At 69.6% G+C, this 22,567-nt stretch carries 19 protein-coding genes and 1 tRNA gene; 19 read left to right on the top strand and 1 reads right to left on the bottom strand.

All coding sequences use genetic code 11. From position 1 onward, the window contains the following. The first annotated feature begins 198 nt into the window (after window positions 1-198). The 3 genes from OHT51_RS14305 (at window position 199) to OHT51_RS14295 (ending at window position 1,675) form a co-directional block, all read left to right on the top strand. The gene (locus tag OHT51_RS14305) at window positions 199-765 is read left to right on the top strand and encodes an ATP-binding protein (RefSeq protein ID WP_328879316.1); all 567 of its coding nucleotides are present in this window, start codon (window positions 199-201) and stop codon (window positions 763-765) included. 327 nt (window positions 766-1,092) lie between these two features. Beyond that, on the top strand, window positions 1,093-1,443 hold the full coding sequence (locus tag OHT51_RS14300) for a hypothetical protein (RefSeq protein WP_328879315.1): 351 nt from the start codon (window positions 1,093-1,095) through the stop codon (window positions 1,441-1,443). Window positions 1,444-1,471: 28 nt separating this feature from the next. Further along, a complete protein-coding gene (locus OHT51_RS14295; protein WP_328879314.1) occupies window positions 1,472-1,675 on the top strand; it encodes a hypothetical protein in 204 nt (67 codons plus the stop codon). Window positions 1,676-1,858: 183 nt separating this feature from the next. Here OHT51_RS14295 and OHT51_RS14290 read toward each other — a convergent pair. Then, window positions 1,859-1,930: transfer RNA gene (locus tag OHT51_RS14290), tRNA-Arg, on the bottom strand. 102 nt (window positions 1,931-2,032) lie between these two features. On the opposite strand from OHT51_RS14290, the gene OHT51_RS14285 reads away from it, so the two are divergent. The 16 genes from OHT51_RS14285 to OHT51_RS14210 all read left to right on the top strand — a co-directional run bounded on the left by OHT51_RS14285 (window position 2,033) and on the right by OHT51_RS14210 (window position 22,343). Then, window positions 2,033-2,611, top strand: a complete 579-nt coding sequence (locus OHT51_RS14285) for a response regulator (RefSeq protein WP_328879313.1) — start codon at window positions 2,033-2,035, stop codon at window positions 2,609-2,611. Between the two features lie 715 nt (window positions 2,612-3,326). Next, window positions 3,327-4,391, top strand: coding sequence for an ArgS-related anticodon-binding protein NrtL (gene nrtL / locus OHT51_RS14280; RefSeq protein WP_328879312.1), 1,065 nt, complete (start codon window positions 3,327-3,329; stop codon window positions 4,389-4,391). Window positions 4,392-4,408: 17 nt separating this feature from the next. Further along, entirely contained in the window at window positions 4,409-5,800 is a 1,392-nt protein-coding gene (lysA, locus tag OHT51_RS14275) for a diaminopimelate decarboxylase (RefSeq protein WP_328879311.1), read from the top strand. A 188-nt stretch (window positions 5,801-5,988) separates the two neighbouring features. Further along, window positions 5,989-7,281 carry a homoserine dehydrogenase gene (locus tag OHT51_RS14270; RefSeq protein WP_328879310.1) on the top strand — a complete coding sequence of 431 codons (1,293 nt, stop codon included), beginning with the start codon at window positions 5,989-5,991 and terminating at the stop codon, window positions 7,279-7,281. Between the two features lie 6 nt (window positions 7,282-7,287). Further along, complete coding sequence (thrC, locus tag OHT51_RS14265) at window positions 7,288-8,346, top strand: threonine synthase (RefSeq protein WP_328879309.1); 1,059 nt, start codon at window positions 7,288-7,290, stop codon at window positions 8,344-8,346. A gap of 307 nt (window positions 8,347-8,653) precedes the next feature. Then, window positions 8,654-9,571, top strand: coding sequence for a homoserine kinase (thrB, locus tag OHT51_RS14260; RefSeq protein WP_328879308.1), 918 nt, complete (start codon window positions 8,654-8,656; stop codon window positions 9,569-9,571). Between the two features lie 408 nt (window positions 9,572-9,979). Then, the gene (rho, locus tag OHT51_RS14255; RefSeq protein WP_328879307.1) at window positions 9,980-11,995 is read left to right on the top strand and encodes a transcription termination factor Rho; all 2,016 of its coding nucleotides are present in this window, start codon (window positions 9,980-9,982) and stop codon (window positions 11,993-11,995) included. Window positions 11,996-12,130: 135 nt separating this feature from the next. Then, window positions 12,131-13,942: a trypsin-like serine protease gene (locus OHT51_RS14250; RefSeq protein ID WP_328884323.1), complete on the top strand. Its 1,812-nt coding sequence runs from the start codon at window positions 12,131-12,133 to the stop codon at window positions 13,940-13,942. A gap of 206 nt (window positions 13,943-14,148) precedes the next feature. After that, window positions 14,149-15,282 carry an LCP family protein gene (locus OHT51_RS14245; RefSeq protein WP_328879306.1) on the top strand — a complete coding sequence of 378 codons (1,134 nt, stop codon included), beginning with the start codon at window positions 14,149-14,151 and terminating at the stop codon, window positions 15,280-15,282. 543 nt (window positions 15,283-15,825) lie between these two features. Continuing rightward, window positions 15,826-16,047: a 50S ribosomal protein L31 gene (rpmE, locus tag OHT51_RS14240; protein ID WP_328879305.1), complete on the top strand. Its 222-nt coding sequence runs from the start codon at window positions 15,826-15,828 to the stop codon at window positions 16,045-16,047. 104 nt (window positions 16,048-16,151) lie between these two features. Continuing rightward, a complete protein-coding gene (gene prfA, locus OHT51_RS14235) occupies window positions 16,152-17,228 on the top strand; it encodes a peptide chain release factor 1 (protein WP_328879304.1) in 1,077 nt (358 codons plus the stop codon). 89 nt (window positions 17,229-17,317) lie between these two features. Next, window positions 17,318-18,157 (top strand): peptide chain release factor N(5)-glutamine methyltransferase, encoded by an 840-nt coding sequence (prmC, locus tag OHT51_RS14230; protein WP_328884322.1) that lies wholly within the window; start codon window positions 17,318-17,320, stop codon window positions 18,155-18,157. A gap of 61 nt (window positions 18,158-18,218) precedes the next feature. Continuing rightward, the gene (locus OHT51_RS14225) at window positions 18,219-18,866 is read left to right on the top strand and encodes an L-threonylcarbamoyladenylate synthase (RefSeq protein ID WP_328879303.1); all 648 of its coding nucleotides are present in this window, start codon (window positions 18,219-18,221) and stop codon (window positions 18,864-18,866) included. Continuing rightward, entirely contained in the window at window positions 18,863-19,543 is a 681-nt protein-coding gene (locus OHT51_RS14220; RefSeq protein ID WP_328879302.1) for an arsenate reductase/protein-tyrosine-phosphatase family protein, read from the top strand. The genes OHT51_RS14225 and OHT51_RS14220 overlap by 4 nt, the downstream gene beginning before the upstream one ends. Before the next feature lie 74 nt (window positions 19,544-19,617). After that, window positions 19,618-20,856, top strand: coding sequence for a serine hydroxymethyltransferase (gene glyA / locus OHT51_RS14215; RefSeq protein WP_328879301.1), 1,239 nt, complete (start codon window positions 19,618-19,620; stop codon window positions 20,854-20,856). Between the two features lie 140 nt (window positions 20,857-20,996). Next, on the top strand, window positions 20,997-22,343 hold the full coding sequence (locus OHT51_RS14210) for an MraY family glycosyltransferase (RefSeq protein ID WP_328879300.1): 1,347 nt from the start codon (window positions 20,997-20,999) through the stop codon (window positions 22,341-22,343). The last annotated feature ends 224 nt before the right edge of the window (window positions 22,344-22,567 follow it).

Raw genomic sequence — 22,567 nt, 5'->3', positions numbered from 1 at the left:
TGCACTCTCCTTGCTCACGTTCGGCCACGCGCACGCCCTCGGCGCCCCGCCGGGCCCGGACCGCACCACGTGCTCTGCGCAGACACCTTCCCGCAATTTCCCGTGAAATTGCACGGAGGCGCCGTCGGCGTGGATAATAGTCCGTGGCGTCAACGGCAGTGCGGACGCCCTGTCCTGACCGTGTATCAGGGAGACGTCGTGTCCTTACCTGCGTACGAAGGGCTCCAACTGCGCGGCAGCGCTGCGCCCCATGCGGGGCTGACGGTGACGCCGGAAGCACCCCGCGGCACCTCGGGCCCCCGCCGGCTCGCTGGCCCCGAAGCCCCGCGCACCTCGCCTCGTTCCGCCGCCCTGCGTCTGGTCGGTGCCGAACAGAGCTGCGGCCGAGCCCGCGACTTCGTCCGTCGCACGCTCGACGACTGGGCACTGGACCACTGCAGCGCCGACGCCCTCACGGTGGTCACCGAACTGCTGGCCAACGCCGTACTGCACGCCGTGTCGCCCTCGTCGCCCGACGCGACCGCCTCGCGCCCCGAGGCCGAGATCTGGCTGAGGCTCAGCCTCCGGCGCCCGGCCCACCTCGTCTGCGCCGTCGTCGACCCGAGCGACAACCCGCCTGTCTACCCGCACACCAGTGACCCCTTCGACGAGCACGGCCGGGGACTGCGCATCATCGACGCCCTCTCCGAACACTGGGGTTGGACGAGACGCCAGCCGGCGGGCAAGACGGTCTGGGCGATGCTGCCGACGGCAAGGCAGACCTGACCCTCCCGGGCCCCGCTGCAGTGCATCCGCAAATGTGTGAGTGCGGACACTTATTGAGGCAAGTGCCCGAATAGACGACGATAATTGCCGCCATGGTGCCGCCACGGTGTCACCATGTGCCGCCGTATTTCTGCTGCCGCATTGGCGCAATGTGGGCGCCCCATTGGCCATGTCTTGGGGACGACACGGCCGGTGGTGTAACACGGTCGCGTTCGTATGACGCAGAACCAGGCAGAAGCAGCTCATCCTCGACGTCCGATTTCCGATTTCGGCTTCGCGGGATGTCCTGCTCCCTCCGCCCGGCACCCCCGTCAGAACGGATTTCCCGTGAACACCGACCCGATCCCCGGCTACCAGCCCTACGACCAGCCGCCACCCCCCGAGCGCTCCCAGCGCAACCCGGACACCGCACGCAGAGCGGCCCTGACCATCTGCACGATCGCCGACATCGCGGCTGGTCTCCTCGGCCTGTGGATCGTGCTGTACCTGCTCGACGCGAACCAAGGGAACACGTTCGTGGAATTCGTCCATGGATCAGCGGACTGGCTGTCCGGATGGGCACAGGGCATTTTCACGATGGACACAGAGGGGCTCCGAGTCCTCCTCAATTACGGCCTCCCGGCCGTCCTCTATCTGCTCCTCGGGCACGGAATTGCCGCCCGACTCAACAGGGCCTGACGGCATTACCCAGCGAAGGACCAGCTTTATGGCACCCACTCCCCGCACTCCCACCGGAAGCGAGCACCTGCCGATCTATGAAGATCTGGTGCGCGAACGCGGAGACGCCGTGACGGAAGCGCAAATAGCAGCCGCACACACCCAGCACCAGGCAGCGGAACTGCTGACCACGGGGGAGGCCGCCCACGGAGGCCAGCCGACGGGGCACCATCACCAGTCGCACTTCGGCTGAGCACGCAGCCCCCGTGAGCCCGTTCAGCACCGGGGCCGCCGGCGACCACTCGCCGGCGCCACCGGGCCAACGGAGGCCACGGGCCCAAAATGACGAAGAGCGGAACCCATCAAGCCTGGGTCCCGCTCTCTCGCATCGGCATTCGCCCCGGTCAGCGGTTGATCTCTACTGACCTTCGGCGAGTGCCCCCGGCAGGATTCGAACCTGCGCACACGGCTCCGGAGGCCGTTGCTCTATCCCCTGAGCTACGGGGGCGTGTCGGGCGCCTTGCTTGGCGGCGACGGGTAGAACCCTACCAGCTTCGGTGGGGTGTTCATGAACGGGTTTCCGGGGTCGTGGCACCGGGTGTGACCTGGGATGGCTCGCTCGCAGGGGGTGGAAGTGGGGAAAACCCGGACGCGGTGGCCGGTCCGGACCTACTCTCGAGTTGTGCCAGGCGCGTCGGGCCGGGTGCTTGTTGTGGACGACAACAAGGTCATCCGGCAGCTGATCAGGGTCAATCTCGAGCTGGAGGGGCTTGAGGTGGTGACCGCGGCCGATGGTGCCGAGTGTCTGGAAGTCGTTCATCAGGTACGGCCCGATGTGGTCACCCTGGATGTCGTCATGCCACGGCTCGACGGGCTGCGGACTGCCGCTCGGCTGCGATCCGATCCCCGTACGCGTGATCTTCCCCTCGCCATCATCAGCGCCTGTACGCAGTACGAGGTCGATTCCGGCCTCGGTGTCGGAGTCGACGCCTTCCTCGCCAAGCCGTTTGAGCCGGCTGAACTCGTCAGCCTCGTAGGCAGGTTGATCGAGGTGAGGAGGAGCGCAGAACGGACCCGGGAAGGCGTCGGGGAACGCGACGGCGAGGGCGCGGACAGCAGCGCAGACACCGCCGTGTTCGGAGGCGTACTCGGGGCAGCCGGCGAGGCCGCCGGACGCACCGGAAGCTGACGCCGCCGGGCGTTCCGGATGGGCGCCTCAGGACCTTCGGAAGCTGACGCCCCGGGTGTTTCGGCCGGATGCCCCAGGCAGCGGAAGATTGCACGCCGGGACGTAACGCGCCGATACCCCAGGGCACACCGGAGCTGATGCCGCTGAGCGCAAAGTCGGTCCGACACCCCGGCCGCACCCGCGAGGAAGCCCCCCGGCGTGTCCTTTGAACCCGCACCCCGGGAGACCGGACTCGCACCCCAACCACCCTGGGCGCACCGGAGCCTGACGCCGCCGGCCGTTCTGGACGACACCCCGGCCGTACCGGAAGCCGAAGCCGCCAGGCATTCCGATCCGGCACAACAGGGCGAACGCCCCGGCACCTGGGCGGACCAGCCGCCCCGCCCGGGCGGACCCCACTCAACCCCGGGGGACCAGCCGCCCCCCGGGCGACCCCACTCACCCCCGGCCGAGCTGACACCCCGGCCCTACCGGACCCGCCCCCGGGCCGACCGAATGCCCCCGGGCGCACCCGCCCCGGCCCTACCGGACGCCCCGGGGCGACGCACCCGCCCCACCCCCGGACAACCAGACGCACCCCCAGGCGTACCCGCCCGGGTAACCCACCGGCACCCGCCCCCACTCCACCAGGCACCCGCCCCCACCCCCGTCCAAATCCCGGACCCTCCCCAAACCCGTTCGCATACCCACCCCCCTCCTCCCATACGCTTGTCCCGTGACCCCCGTCGAGCTCTCCCGTACCGTGCTGCGCGCGGTGCGTCGTGCTGTCGATGACGGGGTGCTGTGCGTTGCCGTGCCCGAGCGGGTCGTGGTGACCGCCCCTGGGCCCGGGGGGTGTGGCGACTACGCCACCAACGTCGCGCTGCAGCTCGCGCGCCCGGCCGGACGGCCGTCGGTGGATGTCGCCGAGATCCTGCAGGCACGCCTGCTCAGCACCGACGGCATCAGAGATGTCGTCGTCACCGGGCCCGGGTTTCTCAACATCAGCCTCGGCGACACCGCCACCACCGCCCTCGTCGAGGAGATCCTGCGGCGCGGCACCCGGTACGGGTACGCCAACGGCCCCTCCGCGGACTTCATCCCGCTGAGCTGTCCCCATGAGGTACGGGCCGTCGTGGTGATGGACGCCCTCGGTCGGATCCTGCGATCCCAGGGGGCCGCCGTCCGCACCCGGTGCGAGGCCCCCCTCGACCCTCGCTGGGTCGACATCCTGGGCGTAGGCGGCGTATGCGGCGTAGGCGGCGACGCGGACGGGGCGCAGGACTCGGTTTCCCCGCCCGAATTCGTCGTGCGGCCGGTGCCCGCCCCCGCCGGCACCGCCCCCCTCCAGCTCGGCCGCGACGCCGCCCGCTGGGCCCTGCTTCATCCCGCCGGTCATGACCGGCCCCGTATCACCGACGAGCACCTCGTCCAGCGTGAGAGCAACCCTCTCTTCCGCGTCCGGTACGCCCACGCCCGCACCCGGGCTCTCAGCCGTAACGCCGCCGACCTGGGGTTCGACGCCGAACCCGGGGACGTACGGCACGACGTCGCCGCCCTGCTCGCGGATCACCCCCGCGTCCTGGCCCAGGCGGCAGCCCACCGCGCCCCCGACCGTCTCGCCCGGCACCTCGTCACCGTCGCCGATGCCGTCCTGCCCCTGCTGCCCGCCGTCCTTCCCCGCGGTGCGGAGAAACCCTCGGCCACCCACCGCGCCCGGCTCGCGCTCGCCGAAGCCGCCGGGACGGTGCTGGCCGGTGGCCTGTCCCTGCTCGGCATCGACGCACCCGACCATCTCTGAGAGAGCCCACGAAAGTCATGAGCCGTTCCGCCCACCCCGCCGGGCCCCGCCACGCCGACGTTTTTCCCGAGGGCCACTACTCCGCCCCGCCCGCCGACCTCAACACCCTCGACCCGAAGGTGTGGGCCCAGACCGTCGGCCGCAACGCCGACGGCGTCGTCACCGTCGGCGGTATCGACGTGAAGACCCTCGCCGAACAGCACGGCACCCCGGCCTACTTCATGGACGAGGCCGACTTCCGGTCCCGGGCCCGCGCCTGGCGCAGCGCCTTCGGGACCGACGCCGACGTCTTCTACGCCGGCAAGGCGTTCCTGTCCCGTGCCGTCGTGCGGTGGCTGCACGAGGAGGGGCTCAATCTGGATGTGTGCTCCGGCGGCGAGCTGGCCACCGCCCTCTCCGCCGGCATGCCCGCCGATCGCATCGCCTTCCACGGCAACAACAAGTCCGCGGAGGAGATCCGCCGCGCGATCACCGCAGGCGTCGGACGTATCGTCCTCGACTCCTTCCAGGAGATCGTCCGCGTCGCGCACATCGCGCAGGAGCTCGGCAAGCGGCAGCGCGTCCAGATCCGTATCACCGTGGGCGTGGAAGCACACACCCACGAGTTCATCGCCACCGCCCACGAGGACCAGAAGTTCGGGATTCCGCTGGCCGGCGGGCAGGCCGCCGAGGCCGTGCGGCGGGCACTCCAGCTCGAGGGGCTGGAAGTCATCGGGATCCACTCGCACATCGGGTCGCAGATCTTCGACATGTCGGGCTTCGAGGTCGCCGCCCACCGGGTGGTCTCGCTGCTCAAGGACATCCGTGACGAGCACGGCGTCGAGCTGCCCGAGATCGACCTCGGCGGCGGGCTCGGGATCGCCTACACGAGTGACGACGACCCCCGTGAGCCGCACGAGATCGCCAAGGCGCTGACCGAGATCGTCACCCGTGAGTGCGAGGCCGCGCGCCTGCGGACCCCCCGTATCTCCGTCGAGCCGGGGCGCGCCATCGTCGGGCCGACCGCCTTCACGCTCTACGAGGTCGGCACCATCAAGCCGCTCGACGGGCTGCGGACGTACGTCTCCGTCGACGGCGGCATGTCGGACAACATCCGTACGGCGCTGTACGACGCCGAGTACAGCGTCGCCCTCGTGTCCCGGACGAGCGACGCCGAGCCGATGCTCGCCCGTGTCGTCGGCAAGCACTGCGAGAGCGGGGACATCGTGGTCAAGGACGCGTTCCTGCCGGCCGACCTGGCGCCGGGTGACCTCATCGCCGTACCGGCGACGGGTGCGTACTGCCGGTCCATGGCCAGCAACTACAACCATGTCCTGCGGCCGCCCGTCGTCGCCGTGAACGACGGCGAGTCCCGGGTGATCGTCCGCCGGGAGACGGAGGAGGACCTCCTTCGGCTCGACGTCGGCTGAGCCGGAACACCGGGAGACCGGAACACTGGAACGCCCGGAGACCGGCCCAAAACGCGGGGTGGAAGATCTCCTGTCTTCCACCCCCGTAGAAATGAAATAGATGTCTCACGATCCGGACGATGGGCAGAAAGTCCCGTCCGGTGAGTGAGACTGGTGCAACCGTAGACGGTAAGAGGAAACGAGGTCGGATGATGCGTACGCGTCCGCTGAAGGTGGCGCTGCTGGGCTGTGGAGTGGTCGGCTCAGAGGTGGCGCGCATCATGACGACGCACGCCGACGACCTCGCCGCCCGGATCGGGGCCCCCGTGGAGCTCGCGGGCGTGGCCGTACGGCGGCCCTCCAAGGTGCGCGAGGGCATCGACCCCGCGCTCATCACCACCGACGCCACGGCCCTCGTCAAACGCGGCGACATCGACGTCGTGGTCGAGGTCATCGGCGGCATCGAGCCCGCCCGCACCCTCATCACGACCGCCTTCGAGCACGGCGCGTCCGTCGTCTCCGCCAACAAGGCGCTCCTCGCCCAGGACGGGGCCGCCCTCCACGCGGCCGCGGAAGCCAACGGCAAGGACCTCTACTACGAGGCCGCAGTCGCCGGTGCCATCCCGCTGATCCGGCCGCTGCGCGAGTCCCTCGCCGGTGACAAGGTCAACCGGGTGCTCGGCATCGTCAACGGCACCACCAACTTCATCCTCGACAAGATGGACTCGACCGGCGCCGGGTATCAGGAGGCCCTCGACGAGGCCACCGCCCTGGGCTACGCGGAGGCCGACCCCACCGCCGACGTCGAAGGGTTCGACGCCGCCGCCAAGGCCGCCATCCTCGCCGGAATCGCCTTCCACACGCGCGTGCGCCTCGACGACGTCTACCGCGAGGGCATGACCGAGGTGACCGCGGCGGACTTCGCCTCCGCCAGGGAGATGGGCTGCACCATCAAGCTGCTCGCCATCTGCGAGCGGGCCGAGGACGGCCAGTCGGTCACGGCGCGCGTGCATCCCGCAATGATCCCGCTGACCCACCCGCTCGCCTCCGTGCGCGGCGCCTACAACGCCGTGTTCGTGGAGTCCGACGCCTCCGGGCAGCTCATGTTCTACGGCCCCGGCGCGGGTGGTTCCCCGACCGCCTCGGCCGTGCTCGGCGACCTCGTCGCCGTCTGCCGCAACCGGCTCAGCGGGGCAACGGGGCCCGGCGAGTCGGCGTACGCCGCCCTGCCCGTGTCGGGGATGGGTGAGGTTGTCACCCGCTACCACATCAGCCTCGACGTGGCGGACAAACCGGGTGTTCTCGCCCAGGTGGCGACCGTGTTCGCAGAGCACGGTGTCTCGATCGATACGGTTCGCCAGCAGGGCAAGGACGGCGAGGCCTCCCTCGTCGTCGTCACCCACCGTGCGTCCGACGCGGCCCTCGTCGGGACCGTCGAGGCGTTGCGCAAGCTCGACACCGTGCGGGGTGTCGCCAGCATCATGCGGGTTGAAGGAGAGTAACCAGCAATGACCCACCAGTGGCGCGGAATCATCGAGGAGTACCGGGACCGGCTGCCCGTCTCCGACACCACGCCGGTCGTGACGCTCCGCGAGGGCGGCACGCCCCTCGTGCCCGCGCAGGTGCTCTCCGAGCGCACGGGCTGCGAGGTCCACCTCAAGGTGGAAGGCGCCAACCCGACCGGGTCCTTCAAGGACCGCGGCATGACCATGGCCATCACGCGGGCCAAGGAGGAGGGTGCGAAGGCCGTCATCTGCGCCTCCACCGGCAACACCTCCGCCTCCGCCGCGGCCTACGCCGTCCGCGCGGGCATGGTTTCGGCCGTTCTCGTCCCGCAGGGCAAGATCGCGCTCGGCAAGATGGGCCAGGCCCTCGTGCACGGCGCGAAGATCCTCCAGGTGGACGGCAACTTCGACGACTGCCTCGCGCTCGCCCGTGCCCTGAGCGACAACTACCCCGTGGCACTGGTCAATTCGGTCAACCCGGTGCGTATCGAGGGGCAGAAGACGGCCGCCTTCGAGATCGTGGACATGCTGGGCGACGCCCCCGACATCCACGTCCTGCCGGTGGGCAACGCGGGCAACATCACCGCGTACTGGAAGGGCTACAAGGAGTACGCCGCCGACGGTGTCTCGAAGCGGACCCCCCGCATGTGGGGTTTCCAGGCCTCCGGCTCCGCGCCCATCGTGCGCGGCGAGATCGTCAAGGACCCGTCCACCATCGCCACCGCGATCCGCATCGGGAACCCGGCGTCCTGGCAGTACGCGCTCGCCGCGCGGGACGAGTCCGGCGGGTTCATCGACGAGGTGACGGACCGTGAAATCCTGCGCGCCTACCGGCTGTTGGCCGCGCAGGAGGGCGTCTTCGTCGAGCCCGCGTCCGCCGCGTCCGTCGCCGGTCTGCTGAAGGCCGCCGAGCAGGGCAAGGTCGACCCGGGCCAGCGCATCGTCTGCACCGTCACCGGCAACGGCCTCAAGGACCCCGACTGGGCCGTCGCCGGCGCCCCGCAGCCCGTCACCGTCCCGGTCGACGCGGCGACGGCGGCCGAGCGGCTCGGGCTGGCGTAAGCCCAGGCGTAAGCGGGCCACACTCCGTCGTACGGGGCTCGCGTCCGCGAGTACGAGGGCGCTTACCTGGGGAACTCCCCTACAGGGGGTGCACAGGGGGCATACGACACGCATCGTGCGCCTCCTGTGCGCCCTATGTCGCCACAGAACCTACCTTCGATAGGCTGTACCGAACCCGCCCGCCGCATATGCCTCCGCATGGGGTGCGGTGCCGCGCCGTCTCCGCGGCCCGGAAGCGGCCCCAAGGGTTCTCGTACGTCATCGAATGTCTTCGACAAACACGCAGCTCAAGGAGAGTCATCAAGCGATGGCCGGTCCAGCGTTCCGCGCCGCCGCCGTCCGGGTGCGCGTCCCCGCCACCAGCGCCAACCTCGGCCCGGGCTTCGACGCCTTCGGCCTGTCGCTGGGGCTCTACGACGACGTCGTCGTCCGGGTGGCCGACACCGGGCTGCACATCGACATCGCGGGCGAGGGCAGCGAGACGCTGCCGCGTGACGAAAGCCACCTTCTCGTACGTTCCCTGCGCACCGCCTTCGATCTGCTCGGCGGCCAGCCGCGCGGGCTCGAGATCGTCTGCGCCAACCGCATTCCGCACGGCCGGGGCCTCGGTTCCTCCTCGGCCGCCATCTGCGCCGGCATCGTCGCCGCGCGTGCCGTGACCATAGGCGGCGAGGCCAAGCTCGACGACACTGCCCTGCTGGAACTCGCCACCGAGATCGAGGGCCACCCCGACAACGTGGCGGCTTGTCTGCTGGGCGGGTTCACCCTCTCCTGGATGGAGGCGGGTGCCGCGCGGGCGATCAGGATGGAGCCCGCCGATTCCATCGTTCCGGTGGTTTTCGTGCCCGGAAAGCCGGTGCTCACCGAGACCGCGCGCGGTCTGCTCCCGCGCTCCGTGCCGCATGTCGACGCGGCCACCAACGCGGGCCGTGCGGCCCTGCTCGTAGAGGCCCTGACCAGGCGCCCCGAGCTGCTGCTGCCGGCCACCGAGGACCGTCTTCACCAGGAGTACCGCGCACCGGCCATGCCGGAGAGCGCGGCGCTGGTGGAGCGGCTGCGGGCCGACGGAGTGCCGGCGGTCATCTCCGGCGCGGGCCCCACCGTTCTGGCACTGGCGGATCACGACAGTGCCGACAAGGTGGCCCATCTGGCAGGCGACGGCTGGGCCGCGAACCGGCTCGAGCTGGATGCCCAGGGAGCGAGCGTGCTGCCGCTTGCGACCTGACACTCGGTTGCCGGATTTCGAGAGGGGGAATGTTTGTTGGATCCGGTAGTGTTAACCTCAAGTCTGCACCCGACCCCACCATGGCGAGGTGCTTGTTGTCCCCGTCAGGGACAGACATTCTTCCGGGAGCCTCCCAAGCCGCACTGTGTTCCGTACGACGTACGTGAGCAGTACCTCGTACGCGGGCGCTGAGCGACTTGCCGGGCACGCTCCGGAACCGGCGCGACCGAGCCGAGTGACACAGACACTCCGTGCCACGGCTCTGGGAAGCGTCATCACCAGATATTTCCTCCGCCGCTTTGGCGGACCACCGCCCCGGCACGGTCCACACACCAGGGACCGAAGCCGGACAGCACAACCGGTCGCCGAGCCAGACAGGCCGACGTCCGCTCCAGGGAAGGACCCTTCGTGAGCGACACCACCGATCTGATGGGCGCACGTGTCGAGGAGACCGCTGCCGCGCCCGCCACGGACGCATCCGCGCCTGCCACCGGTGCCGGCTCCCGGCGGCGCCGCGGTACCGGCCTTGAGGGCATGGTGCTGGCCGAGCTGCAGCAGGTCGCATCCGGCCTCGGTATCAAGGGCACCGCGCGCATGCGCAAGAGCCAGCTGATCGAGGTCATCAAGGAGGCGCAGGCCGGAGGAGGTGCCGCGGCTCCCAAGACGGAGGCCGCGACCGAGACCAAGCCCAAGCGCCGCGCCACCTCCAAGGCTCGTACCGGCGACGACGCCGACAAGAAGGCGGAGAAGGCGGCTGAGGCCCCCGCCGAGAAGGCCGTGGCCCAGCAGCAGATCGAGATTCCCGGCCAGCCGGCCAGCGACGACGCCCCGGCCGAGCGCCGCCGTCGTCGTGCCACGGCCGATGCCGGTGCCCCCGCGGCCGCCCCAGAGACGGTCGCCGCCGAGGCGAAGAGCGAGCCGAAGGCCGAGACGCCCGCGCAGTCGCAGGGCGACGCCAAGGGTGAGGCCGGTGAGGGCGGCGAGGGCCGTCGTCGTGACCGCCGTGAGCGCGGCCGCGACCGTGACCGTGGCGAGCGCGGTGACCGTGGTGACCGCGGCGACCGTGGTGACCGCCGCAAGGGCGACGACCAGCAGGGCGGCGGTCGTCAGGACCGTGGCCAGCAGCAGAACCAGCAGCAGGGCGGCGGCCGTCAGGACCGCGGCCAGCAGCAGGACGACGACGACTTCGAGGGTGGTCGCCGTGGCCGTCGCGGGCGTTACCGCGACCGTCGTGGCCGTCGCGGCCGCGACGACATCGCCTCGGAGCCGCAGATCAACGAGGACGACGTCCTGATCCCGGTCGCGGGCATCCTGGACATCCTCGACAACTACGCCTTCATCCGTACGTCGGGCTACCTGCCGGGCCCCAACGACGTGTACGTCTCCCTCGCCCAGGTCCGCAAGAACGGCCTGCGCAAGGGCGACCACATCACCGGTGCGGTCCGTCAGCCCAAGGAAGGCGAGCGGCGCGAGAAGTTCAACGCGCTGGTCCGCCTGGACTCCGTCAACGGCATGGCGCCCGAACACGGCCGAGGCCGCCCGGAGTTCAACAAGCTCACCCCGCTGTACCCGCAGGACCGGCTCCGTCTGGAGACCGACCCGGGCGTGCTGACCACCCGCATCATCGACCTCGTGTCGCCGATCGGTAAGGGCCAGCGCGGTCTGATCGTGGCCCCGCCGAAGACCGGTAAGACCATGATCATGCAGGCGATCGCCAACGCGATCACGCACAACAACCCCGAGTGCCACCTGATGGTCGTCCTCGTCGACGAGCGTCCGGAAGAGGTCACCGACATGCAGCGGTCGGTGAAGGGCGAGGTCATCTCCTCGACCTTCGACCGTCCGGCCGAGGACCACACGACGGTCGCCGAGCTCGCCATCGAGCGTGCGAAGCGGCTGGTGGAGCTGGGTCACGACGTCGTCGTCCTGCTCGACTCCATCACGCGTCTGGGCCGTGCGTACAACCTCGCGGCGCCCGCCTCCGGCCGCATCCTGTCCGGTGGTGTCGACTCGACCGCGCTGTACCCGCCGAAGCGCTTCTTCGGTGCCGCGCGCAACATCGAGGACGGCGGCTCGCTGACCATCCTCGCCACCGCGCTGGTAGACACCGGGTCCCGCATGGACGAGGTCATCTTCGAGGAGTTCAAGGGCACCGGCAACGCCGAGCTCAAGCTCGACCGGAAGCTCGCCGACAAGCGCATCTTCCCGGCGGTGGACGTCGACGCGTCCGGTACCCGTAAGGAAGAGATCCTGCTGGCTCCCGACGAGCTGGCCATCGTCTGGAAGCTGCGCCGGGTGCTGCACGCCCTCGACCAGCAGCAGGCGGTCGAGCTGCTCCTCGACAAGATGAAGCAGACGAAGTCGAACGCCGAGTTCCTGATGCAGATTCAGAAGACGACGCCGGCCCCCGGCAACGGCGACTGAGCACAAGCGACTCCGAAAAGGCCGCTTCCCGTCAATCAGTGACGGGAAGCGGCCTTTTGGCGCTGATAGGGACGGGCGACTCCGTACGCCCCTTCCTACTCTTGTGTCTCTGGGGGGACCTTCTTGAGCACCACCATGTCCGGCAGTGGTCGTCACAGACGCCGGATACGTTTCGGGCTGCCCGTTGCCGCCGCCGGTGTCGCCGCGGCCGTTGCCGCCGCGCTGCTGACCTCATCCGCCGGGGCCGCGACCGCGCTGCCCAGGCCCACCGTGAAGCCCGCCACCAGCTCCGCCTCGCTCGCCGAGCTGGAGCGGCGGGTCGTCGGTGCCGTCGCCGGCGACGACACCGCGGGGCAGACGACCGGGAAGTCGTCATTCGGTGCGAGCAGCACCAGCTCCTCCGATGACTCCACCGTGAGCCCCATGGTCATCGGCGGCACCACGACCGGCATCACCTCGGCGCCCTGGATGGCGCAGCTCTGGTACTACGACGATCAGGGCACCGCCGACGAGGCCGACGACCTCGGGTTCTTCTGCGGCGGCGCCGTCGTCGCGCCGACGAAGATCCTCACCGCCGCGCACTGCGTCAAGGGCTACGACTGGCACAACTTCGGCGCCGTCATCACCGGTACCGCCCAGTTGCCGACCACCGACGACGCCGGCAACAGCGACCTGCACGGCGGCACCGTCACGCTGCCGCACCGGCAGTGGTACCACCCGTCGTACAACTCGACGACGATCGACAACGACATGGCCGTCATCACGCTGGCGAACGCGGTCAAGGCGACGCCGATCCGCATGACGACCTCCGGTGACACGGCATCGTACGCCGCCGGCACCAGCGCCAAGGTCTACGGCTGGGGCCGTACCAGCTCCACCAGCTCGGACATCTCCCAGACGCTGAAGACGGCCACGCTGCCCATCCAGTCCGACACCACCTGCGCCGGCTACTACGGCGGGGAGTTCGTCAAGGGCCACATGGTCTGCGCGGGCAAGCCCGCGAGCGGCGCCGACAGCGGCACCACCTCCGCCTGCAACGGGGACTCCGGCGGGCCGCTCGTCGTGAACGGCCGGATCGTCGGTGTCGTCTCCTGGGGTGTGCGGGACTGCGTCGCCAAGGGGGCGTACAGCGTCTTCGCCAAGGTGACGAGCTACGTCGGCGCCGCCTACCCGCGCGTGGACGACACCAACCTCAGCGGGGACCACCGGGCCGACCTGTGGCTGCGCAACGCCACCAGCAGGACGGGGTACTCGAAGGACTCGGCCGGCACCTCGTTCGGGGCGCGCGAGTCCTGGGGCAACTGGGACGGCGTCAACGTCGTCCTGCAGACCGACCTCGACCGGGACGGCTACCAGGACCTGGTGTACCGGCGCAGCTCCGACGGCGACCTGTTCTGGTCGCACTTCGTGCCCTCCAGCGGCAGTTGGGCCACCAAGCAGCTCGCCGACAACTGGAAGACCCGCACCCGCATCGTCACCCCGGGCGACGTCACCGGCGACTACCTGCCCGACCTGCTGTCGGTCGACTCCGGCGGCTATCTGTGGATCTACCCGGGCAAGGGCAACGGCACCTTCGGCGCCCGTGTGAAGGTCGGCTCCGGCTGGAACCAGTACAACTCCCTGCGCGGCCACGGCGACTTCACCGGCGACGGCAGGACCGACCTGATCGCGCGCAGCAAGACCGGCGGCCACGTCTATCTCTTCAAGGGCACCGGCAAGGCCGGCACGGGAGCCTTCGCCGGCCGCGTCAAGGTGCGCACCTGGGAGAGCTACACGGCCTTCGACGCCGTCGGTGACGTGACCGGCGACGGCAAGGCGGACTTCCTGGCCCGCAACTCCACCGGCACGCTCTATCTGTACCCCGGTTCCGGCAAGGCCACGAGCGAGATCTTTACCACAGCAAGATCCGTGGGAACCGATTACAAGCAGTACGACATCTTCGGCTGAAATCGCAGGTGAGGCCAGTTTGTCAGGCCTCTGTGACTACGCACCGTGCCCATCGCCTGCGAGCGGTGGGCACGGTCCGTTGTGCAACCCTTCTCCGAGTTTCCCCGTCTGACCGGACGGGGTGACGATGGTGTGGTACGGGCCAAATGGCCACGCCTGACCCTGAAAGCAGGGGGTAACCGACCGGACGAGAACCGAGGAGCACAGTGTCTGCCGAGAGCACGCCGGAGCCCGCCATACCAGGCGATAACGGCCCCAAGGGTCCGCGTGGCCGCGCCAAGGGCCGCCGACGCAAGCCGCGCGACAAGCGCAAGAGCCTGCTGATCATGGCCTGGACGGCCGCCGGGATCGTGGTCCTGGGCGGCACCGGTGCGGGTTACGTGTACTTCAAGCTCAACGGCAACCTCAAGAGCGTCGACATCGACCAGGCCCTCGGCACCGACCGTCCCGAGAAGGTCGACGACGGCTCGGAGAACATCCTCGTCCTCGGCTCGGACACCCGCTCCGGCAACAACAAGAAGCTCGGCGGCGGCGCCGACGACGGCAGCGCCCGCTCGGACACGGCGATGATCCTGCACGTCTACAAGGGCCACAAGAAGGCGAGCGTCGTCTCCATCCCGCGGGACACGCTCATCGACCGGCCCGACTGCACCGACACCGACGGCAAGACGTACCCGGCCGACTCCGACGTGATGTTCAACTCCGCGTACACGACGGGCGGAGCGGCCTGTGCGGTGAAGACCGTCGAGTCCGTCTCCGGCATTCGCATGGACCACTACCTGGAAGTCGACTTCTCCGGTTTCCAGAAGCTGGTCGACAAGCTCGGCGGCGTCGAGGTCACCACCACCAAGGCCATCAACGACCCCGACAGTCACCTCAACCTCGAGGCCGGCACGCACCAGCTCACCGGCAAGCAGGCCCTCGGCCTGGTCCGCACCCGGCACGGCGTCGGCGACGGCTCCGACCTCGGTCGCATCCAGCTGCAGCAGGCCTTCATCAAGGCACTGATCAACCAGATCAAGGACATCGACCTCTTCGGCAACCCGAAGAAGCTCTACGACCTGGCCAACACCGCCACCAAGACGGTGACCACCGACTCCGACCTGGGCTCGGTCAACTCGCTCATGTCGTTCGCCAATGGCCTCAAGAGCATCGACTCCAAGAACATGACCATGGTCACGATGCCGGTCCAGTACGACCCGGCGGACCCGAACCGGGTGATCGTGGCCGAGTCACAGGCCAAGCAGGTGTGGACGGCCCTGAAGCACGACAAGCCGATCCCGAAGTCCGCCACCAAGGGCACGGCGAAGGGCGACGCCAACCGTGTGGTGACGCCCTGAGGGGCGCGGTTTCGCGGCGGGGTCAGCCGGCCCAGCGGGCGCTGTGACGATGCCGGTCCAGCCCCACGGCCGAGAACTCGTCGCCACCGGCCCGTGCCACCGCACCCAGCCGACGAAGAGCCTGTGAGATCGGGCTGCCGGCCACCGGGAAGCCTTGGTCCTCCCCGATGCCCAGCGGCCCCAGCACCAGGGCAGCCCCCGGAACCCGAGGGCGCGGGTGGTGTCGCCGTTCGTAACGGAGTCGAAGAGGTCGCTCGTCATCGGCATCAGCGCAAGGCCCTGCTCAAGAGACGCCCGGGCGCCGGGCACATCCCTCGTGATCGTGCACAGCAGTTCCTCGCCGGCGATCACCGCCCGCAACTCGTAACTCATCCCCGCACCCCTCTCCCCGCACCCCTCGCTCCCGGCCCCCGGGAATAGCTCACACCGCCCCCCGGTTTGGGGGGATGGCACCAGTCCTGGCAGACTGGTACGTCGGCTCCGGTTCACGCTCCCGTATCCCGCGGCAGCGACCCGGCGCCCTCCCGAAACTAGGAGACACCCTTGAAGCGCGACATCCACCCCGAGTACGTCGAGACGCAGGTCAGCTGCACCTGTGGCGCGTCGTTCACCACCCGCAGCACGATCTCCAGCGGTGCCATCCGCGCCGAGGTCTGCTCCGAGTGCCACCCGTTCTACACGGGTAAGCAGAAGATCCTCGACACCGGTGGCCGTGTGGCCCGCTTCGAGGCCCGCTTCGGCAAGGCTCCTGCCGGCAAGAAGTAGCGAGCTCCAATTCGCCGGTCCACGGCCGCGCCCTACTCAGGCGCGCCGGGACCGGCGTTTTTGGTCGCCCGCCCTTCACAGACGTACCTACACAGGAGCCAAAGATGTTCGAGGCCGTCGAGGAGCTCGTAGCAGAGCACGCCGACCTGGAGACGAAGCTCGCCGACCCGTCGGTCCACGCGGACCAGGCGAACGCGCGCAAGCTGAACAAGCGCTACGCCGAGCTCACCCCGATCGTCGCCACGTACCGCTCCTGGAAGCAGACCGGCGACGACATCGAGACGGCGAAGGAATTCGCCGCCGACGACCCGGACTTCGTGGCCGAGGTCAAGGAGCTGGACAAGCAGCGCGAGGAACTGACCGAGAAGCTGCGTCTGCTGCTCGTCCCGCGTGACCCGAGTGACGACAAGGACGTCATTCTGGAGATCAAGGCGGGTGCGGGCGGCGACGAGTCCGCGCTGTTCGCCGGCGACCTGCTGCGCATGTATCTGCGGTACGCCGAGCGCGTCGGCTGGAAGACCGAGATCATCGACTCGACCGAGTCCGAGCTCGGCGGTTACAAGGACGTCCAGGTCGCTGTGAAGACCAAGGGCGGGAACGGCGCCACCGAGCCCGGCCAGGGTGTCTGGGCCCGGATGAAGTACGAGGGCGGCGTGCACCGCGTGCAGCGTGTGCCGGCGACCGAGTCGCAGGGCCGTATCCACACGTCCGCGGCCGGCGTACTCGTGACGCCAGAGGCCGAGGAAGTCGACGTCGAGATCAACCCCAACGACCTCCGCATCGACGTCTACCGGTCCTCCGGACCCGGTGGCCAGTCCGTCAACACCACCGACTCCGCCGTGCGCATCACGCACATTCCCACCGGAGTCGTCGCCTCCTGCCAGAACGAGAAGAGCCAGCTGCAGAACAAGGAGCAGGCACTGCGTATCCTGCGCTCCAGGCTGCTCGCAGCGGCGCAGGAGGAAGCGGAGAAGGAAGCAGCCGACGCCCGCCGCAGCCAGGTCCGCACCGTCGACCGCTCCGAGAAGATCCGCACGTACAACTTCCCGGAGAATCGTATCTCGGACCACCGCGTCGGCTTCAAGGCCTACAACCTGGACCAGGTCCTGGACGGCGACCTCGACGCGGTGATCCAGGCCTGCGTCGACGCGGACTCGGCAGCGAAGCTGGCGGCTGCGTAAGGACGTAAGGGACGTACGCACGTACGAGTACGACACGGAGGACTTGCGTGCAGCAATTCATTGGGGGGCGACCCTCAAGCCCCCGCAGCGTGCTGCTCGCGGAGGTGGCACAGGCCACCCAGCGGCTGGCCGACGCCGGCGTGCCCTCGCCGCGCAACGACGCGGAGGAGCTCGCCGCGTTCGTGCACGGCGTGAAGCGGGGCGAGCTGCACTCCGTGAAGGACTCGGACTTCGACGCCCGCTACTGGGAGGTCATCGCCCGCCGTGAGCAGCGCGAGCCGCTGCAGCACATCACCGGGCGGGCCTACTTCCGCTACCTCGAACTCCAAGTCGGGCCCGGGGTGTTCGTGCCCCGCCCCGAGACCGAGTCGGTGGTCGGCTGGGCCATAGACGCGGTGCGCGCGATGGACGTCGTCGAGCCCTGCATCGTCGACCTGTGCACCGGCACCGGCGCCATCGCGCTCGCCCTCGCCCAGGAGGTCCCGCGCTCGCGCGTGCACGCCGTGGAGCTGTCCGAGGACGCCCTGCACTGGACGCGCAAGAACGTCGAGGGGTCCAGGGTCGACCTGCGTCAGGGCAACGCCCTGGACGCCTTCCCCGACCTCGACGGCCAGGTCGACCTGGTCATCTCCAACCCGCCCTACATCCCGCTCACCGAATGGGAGTACGTCGCTCCCGAGGCGCGGGACTACGATCCCGAACTCGCCCTGTTCTCGGGCGAGGACGGCCTCGACCTCATTCGCGGTCTGGAACGGACCGCACACCGTCTCCTCCGTCCCGGCGGCGTCGTTGTCATCGAACACGCCGACACCCAGGGCGGCCAGGTGCCGTGGATCTTCACCGAGGAGCGGGGCTGGGCCGACGCTGCCGACCACCCCGACCTCAACAACCGCCCGAGGTTCGCGACCGCCCGCAAGGCGCTGCCGTGACCGCCCCCGAGACTCTTTCCCCGCAGTACGTGTACTTCGTGTACGAGGAGGCCCGCTAGATATGGCACGGCGATACGACACCAATGACGCGACCGACCGCACGACCGGTCTGCGTGAAGCCGCGTCCGCCGTCCGCCGTGGCGAGCTCGTGGTCCTCCCGACCGACACGGTGTACGGCATCGGCGCCGACGCGTTCGCCAAGGAGGCCGTCGGCGACCTGCTGGAGGCCAAGGGCCGGGGCCGCAACATGCCCACCCCTGTGCTGATCGGCTCCCCGAACACGCTCCACGGTCTCGTCACGGACTTCTCCGAGCTGGCCTGGGAGCTGGTCGACGCCTTCTGGCCGGGCGCGCTGACGCTGGTCGCCAAGCACCAGCCGTCGCTGCAGTGGGACCTGGGCGACACCCGGGGCACGGTTGCCGTGCGCATGCCACTGCACCCGATCGCCATCGAGCTGCTGACGGAGGTCGGCCCGATGGCGGTCTCGTCGGCCAACCTGACGGGTCACCCGGCCCCCGAGGACTGTGACGCCGCGCAGGAGATGCTCGGCGACTCGGTGTCCGTGTACCTGGACGGCGGCCCGACCCCCGGCAACGTCCCGTCGTCGATCGTGGACGTGACGCGCGAAGTGCCCCTCCTCCTGCGCGCGGGCGCGATCTCCGCGGAAGAGCTGCGGAAGGTCGTACCCGACCTCGAGGTGGCCAATTGACAGCCCCTGAAGCGGGGCGTGGCATAGGCAACGGGGAAAGCGCGGCGGAGATCACGACGACGTTCGTCGGCCTCCCGCGTGACAGCTTCCGCATCCTCCACGTCAGCACCGGCAATGTGTGCCGCTCGCCGATCACCGAGCGGCTGACCCGTCATTTCGTGGCGCAGCGGCTCGGTGTGCTCGGCGGCGGGCTGATCGTGGAGAGCGCGGGCACCTGGGGCCACGAGGGCGCGCCCATGGAATCCAACGCGGAGACCGTCCTCGCCGACTTCGGCGCGGACGCCTCCGGCTTCGTCGGCCGCGAGCTCCTCGACGAGCACGTCATCCGCGCCGACCTGGTCCTGACGGCCACCCGTGACCACCGCGCCCAGGTCATCTCGATGGGCCATTCGGCGGGCCTGCGCACCTTCACCCTCAAGGAGTTCACCCGCCTGGTGAAGGCCATAGACCCGGCGACGCTCCCTCCGTTGGAGGAAGGCGTGGTCTTCCGCGCCCGCGCCCTGGTCCGTGCGGCGGCGGCTCTACGCGGGTGGCTCCTCGCACCGACGGCGGAGGCGGACGAGGTGTACGACCCGTACGGCGCACCGCTCACGTTCTTCCGCTCGGTGGGGGACGAGATACACGAGGCGCTGGATCCGGTGGTGACGGCGCTGACGGGCGTTCGTGCGCGCGCGTGACAACGCCGGGCGCGGCTGACGTCCCCGGCCTACATTGGACGTACGTCACCGTCGACGCACGCCCGGAGCCCACCATGTCGGTCACCCATACCCTCGAGGCCGATGTCCTGCGACGGCAGGACCCGCAGCTCGCCGACATCCTGCTCGGGGAGCTTGAGCGGCAGTCGACGACGCTTCAGCTCATCGCCGCCGAGAACTTCACCTCGCCGGCCGTGCTGGCGGCGCTCGGGTCGCCGCTCGCCAACAAGTACGCGGAGGGGTACCCGGGCGCCCGCTACCACGGCGGGTGCGAGATGGTCGACGTCGCCGAGCGCCTCGCCGTCGAGCGGGCCAAGGCGCTGTTCGGCGCCGAGCACGCCAACGTCCAGTCCCACTCGGGGTCTTCGGCCGTCCTCGCCGCGTACGCCGCCCTGCTGCGCCCCGGCGACACCGTCCTCGCCCTCGGACTGCCCTACGGCGGACACCTCACGCACGGGTCGCCCGCCAACTTCTCCGGCCGCTGGTTCGACTTCGTCGGCTACGGGGTGGACGCCGAGACCGGGCTCATCGACTACGACCAGGTGCGCACGCTCGCCCGCAACCACCGGCCCAAGGCCGTCGTGTGCGGGTCCATCGCCTATCCGCGCCACATCGACTACGCCGTCTTCCGCGACATCGCGGACGAGGTGGGCGCGTATCTCATCGCCGACGCCGCCCACCCGATGGGGCTCGTCGCCGGCGGAGCGGCCCCGAACCCGGTGCCGTACGCCGATGTGGTGTGCGCCACCACCCACAAGGTGCTGCGCGGTCCGCGCGGCGGCTTGATCGTGTGCGGCTCGGACCTCGCCGAGCGGATCGACCGCGCTGTGTTTCCTTTCACACAGGGCGGCGCCCAGATGCACACCATCGCCGCGAAGGCCGTCGCGTTCGGCGAGGCGGCAACCCCGGCGTTCGCGGTGTACGCCCATCAGGTGGTCGCCAATGCCAGAACCCTGGCAGCCGGGCTGGCAGCCGAGGGTCTGGTCGTCACCACGGGCGGCACCGACACACACCTCATCACCGCCGACCCGGCGCCCCTCGGCGTCGACGGCCGGGACGCACGGGGACGGCTCGCGGCGGCCGGGATGGTGCTGGACTGCTGCGCCCTGCCGCACGGCGACGCCCGCGGCCTGCGCCTCGGCACGGCGGCCGTGACCACCCAGGGCATGGGGGAGGCGGAGATGGTGTGGCTCGCCGCACAGCTGGCGAGCGTGCTGCGAGGAGAGACCGAAACTCAGAAGGCGCGTGAAGAAGTGCGGGAGCTGGCCGGTAGATTTCTGCCGTATCCCGGCTGAGACGGGGTAGACGCACCTGCGCACACAGCCACACGTGCAACCATCGTCGCTACCCGGAAGTCCCCACACATATGCGTCGCGTATCTGTACGTCGCTAGGGTGTGGGGCTGAGATGGCCAGCGAGACTTGTGGGGAAGCCCGTGCGTGAATACCTGCTGACGCTCTGCATCACGGCCGCGGTGACGTATCTGCTGACAGGGCCGGTGCGGAAGTTCGCGATCGTGGCCGGAGCGATGCCGGAGATCCGGGCACGTGACGTGCACCGGGAACCCACTCCGCGGCTCGGCGGTATCGCGATGTTCTTCGGCCTGTGCGCGGGCCTGCTGGTCGCGGACCACCTGACCAACCTCAGTACGGTCTTCGAGAAGTCCAACGAACCGCGGGCGCTGCTCTCCGGAGCGGCGCTCATCTGGCTGATCGGCGTCCTGGACGACAAGTTCGAGATCGACGCCCTGATCAAGCTGGGCGGCCAGATGATCGCCGCCGGCGTCATGGTCATGCAGGGTCTGACGATCCTGTGGCTGCCGATCCCGACCGTCGGCAATGTCGCGCTGACCCAGTGGCAGGGCACCCTGCTCACCGTCGCCCTCGTCGTCATCACCATCAACGCGGTCAACTTCGTCGACGGCCTCGACGGCCTGGCAGCAGGCGTGGTCTGCATCGCGTCGGCGGCGTTCTTCCTCTACGCCTACCGCGTCTGGGTGTCGTACGGCATCGAGGCCGCCGCCCCCGCCACGCTGTTCTCGGCCATCCTGATGGGCATGTGCCTGGGCTTCCTGCCGCACAACATGCACCCGGCGCGGATCTTCATGGGCGACTCCGGCTCGATGCTGATCGGCCTGGTGCTGGCGGCGGGCGCGATCTCCATCACGGGACAGGTCGACCCGGATGCGCTGAAGCTGTTCGCCGGCTCGGAGAAGGCGGCCGTGCACCAGACGGTGCCGGTCTACATCCCGCTGCTGCTGCCGCTGACGATCATCGCGATCCCGGCCGCCGACCTGGTGCTGGCGATCGTGCGCCGCACCTGGCGCGGCCAGTCCCCGTTCGCCGCCGACCGGGGTCACCTCCACCACCGTCTGCTGGAGATCGGCCACTCCCACAGCCGCGCGGTGCTGATCATGTACTTCTGGTCGGCCCTGATCGCCTTCGGCGCCCTCGCCTACTCGGTGAATTCGGCGTCCATGTGGATCGTGCTCGGGGTGGTGTTCCTCAGCGCCATCGGCCTGGTCCTGCTGCTGCTCCCGCGCTTCACGCCGCGTACGCCCCGCTGGGCCGAGGCCTTCGTGCCGCCTCGCTACCGCCGCAGCGGCGCCGTCGCGGAGCCCGCGGCCACCACACCGCAGTCCGGCGGCGCCGGGGAGCCGGACGAGGCGGAGGAGGAGCAGCGCACTCCGGTCGCCGCCGGCGTCTCGCGCGTCAACGGGGCGACCGCGATCGGCGCCCGTTCTCGCCACCTGGACCGGCGGAAGGCCGGGACGTCGCGCTGACGGTCCGACCGTCAAGGCAAGGGCCCGCGGCCAAGGTAAGAATCTGACTAGAGCATTGCCAAGTCATGGGGGAGCGAAGCGCCCCAATACCAGACAAGTCGACCGCATGCCTGCACAGACGCGCGCCATCACTCTCATGTGTGACACTGAGCACGCCTCCAGGTAAAGACCTCATCAAATAGTTTGTGATACGGTTCACGAGAACCCCCCGGATAGAGCCGAAG

Origin of the sequence: Streptomyces sp. NBC_00299 (assembly GCF_036173045.1) — a bacterium.
In the GTDB taxonomy this organism is placed as follows: domain Bacteria; phylum Actinomycetota; class Actinomycetes; order Streptomycetales; family Streptomycetaceae; genus Streptomyces; species Streptomyces machairae.
The sequence above is the reverse complement of the archived record's forward strand: the minus strand, read 5'-3'. Positions and strand labels throughout refer to the sequence as shown.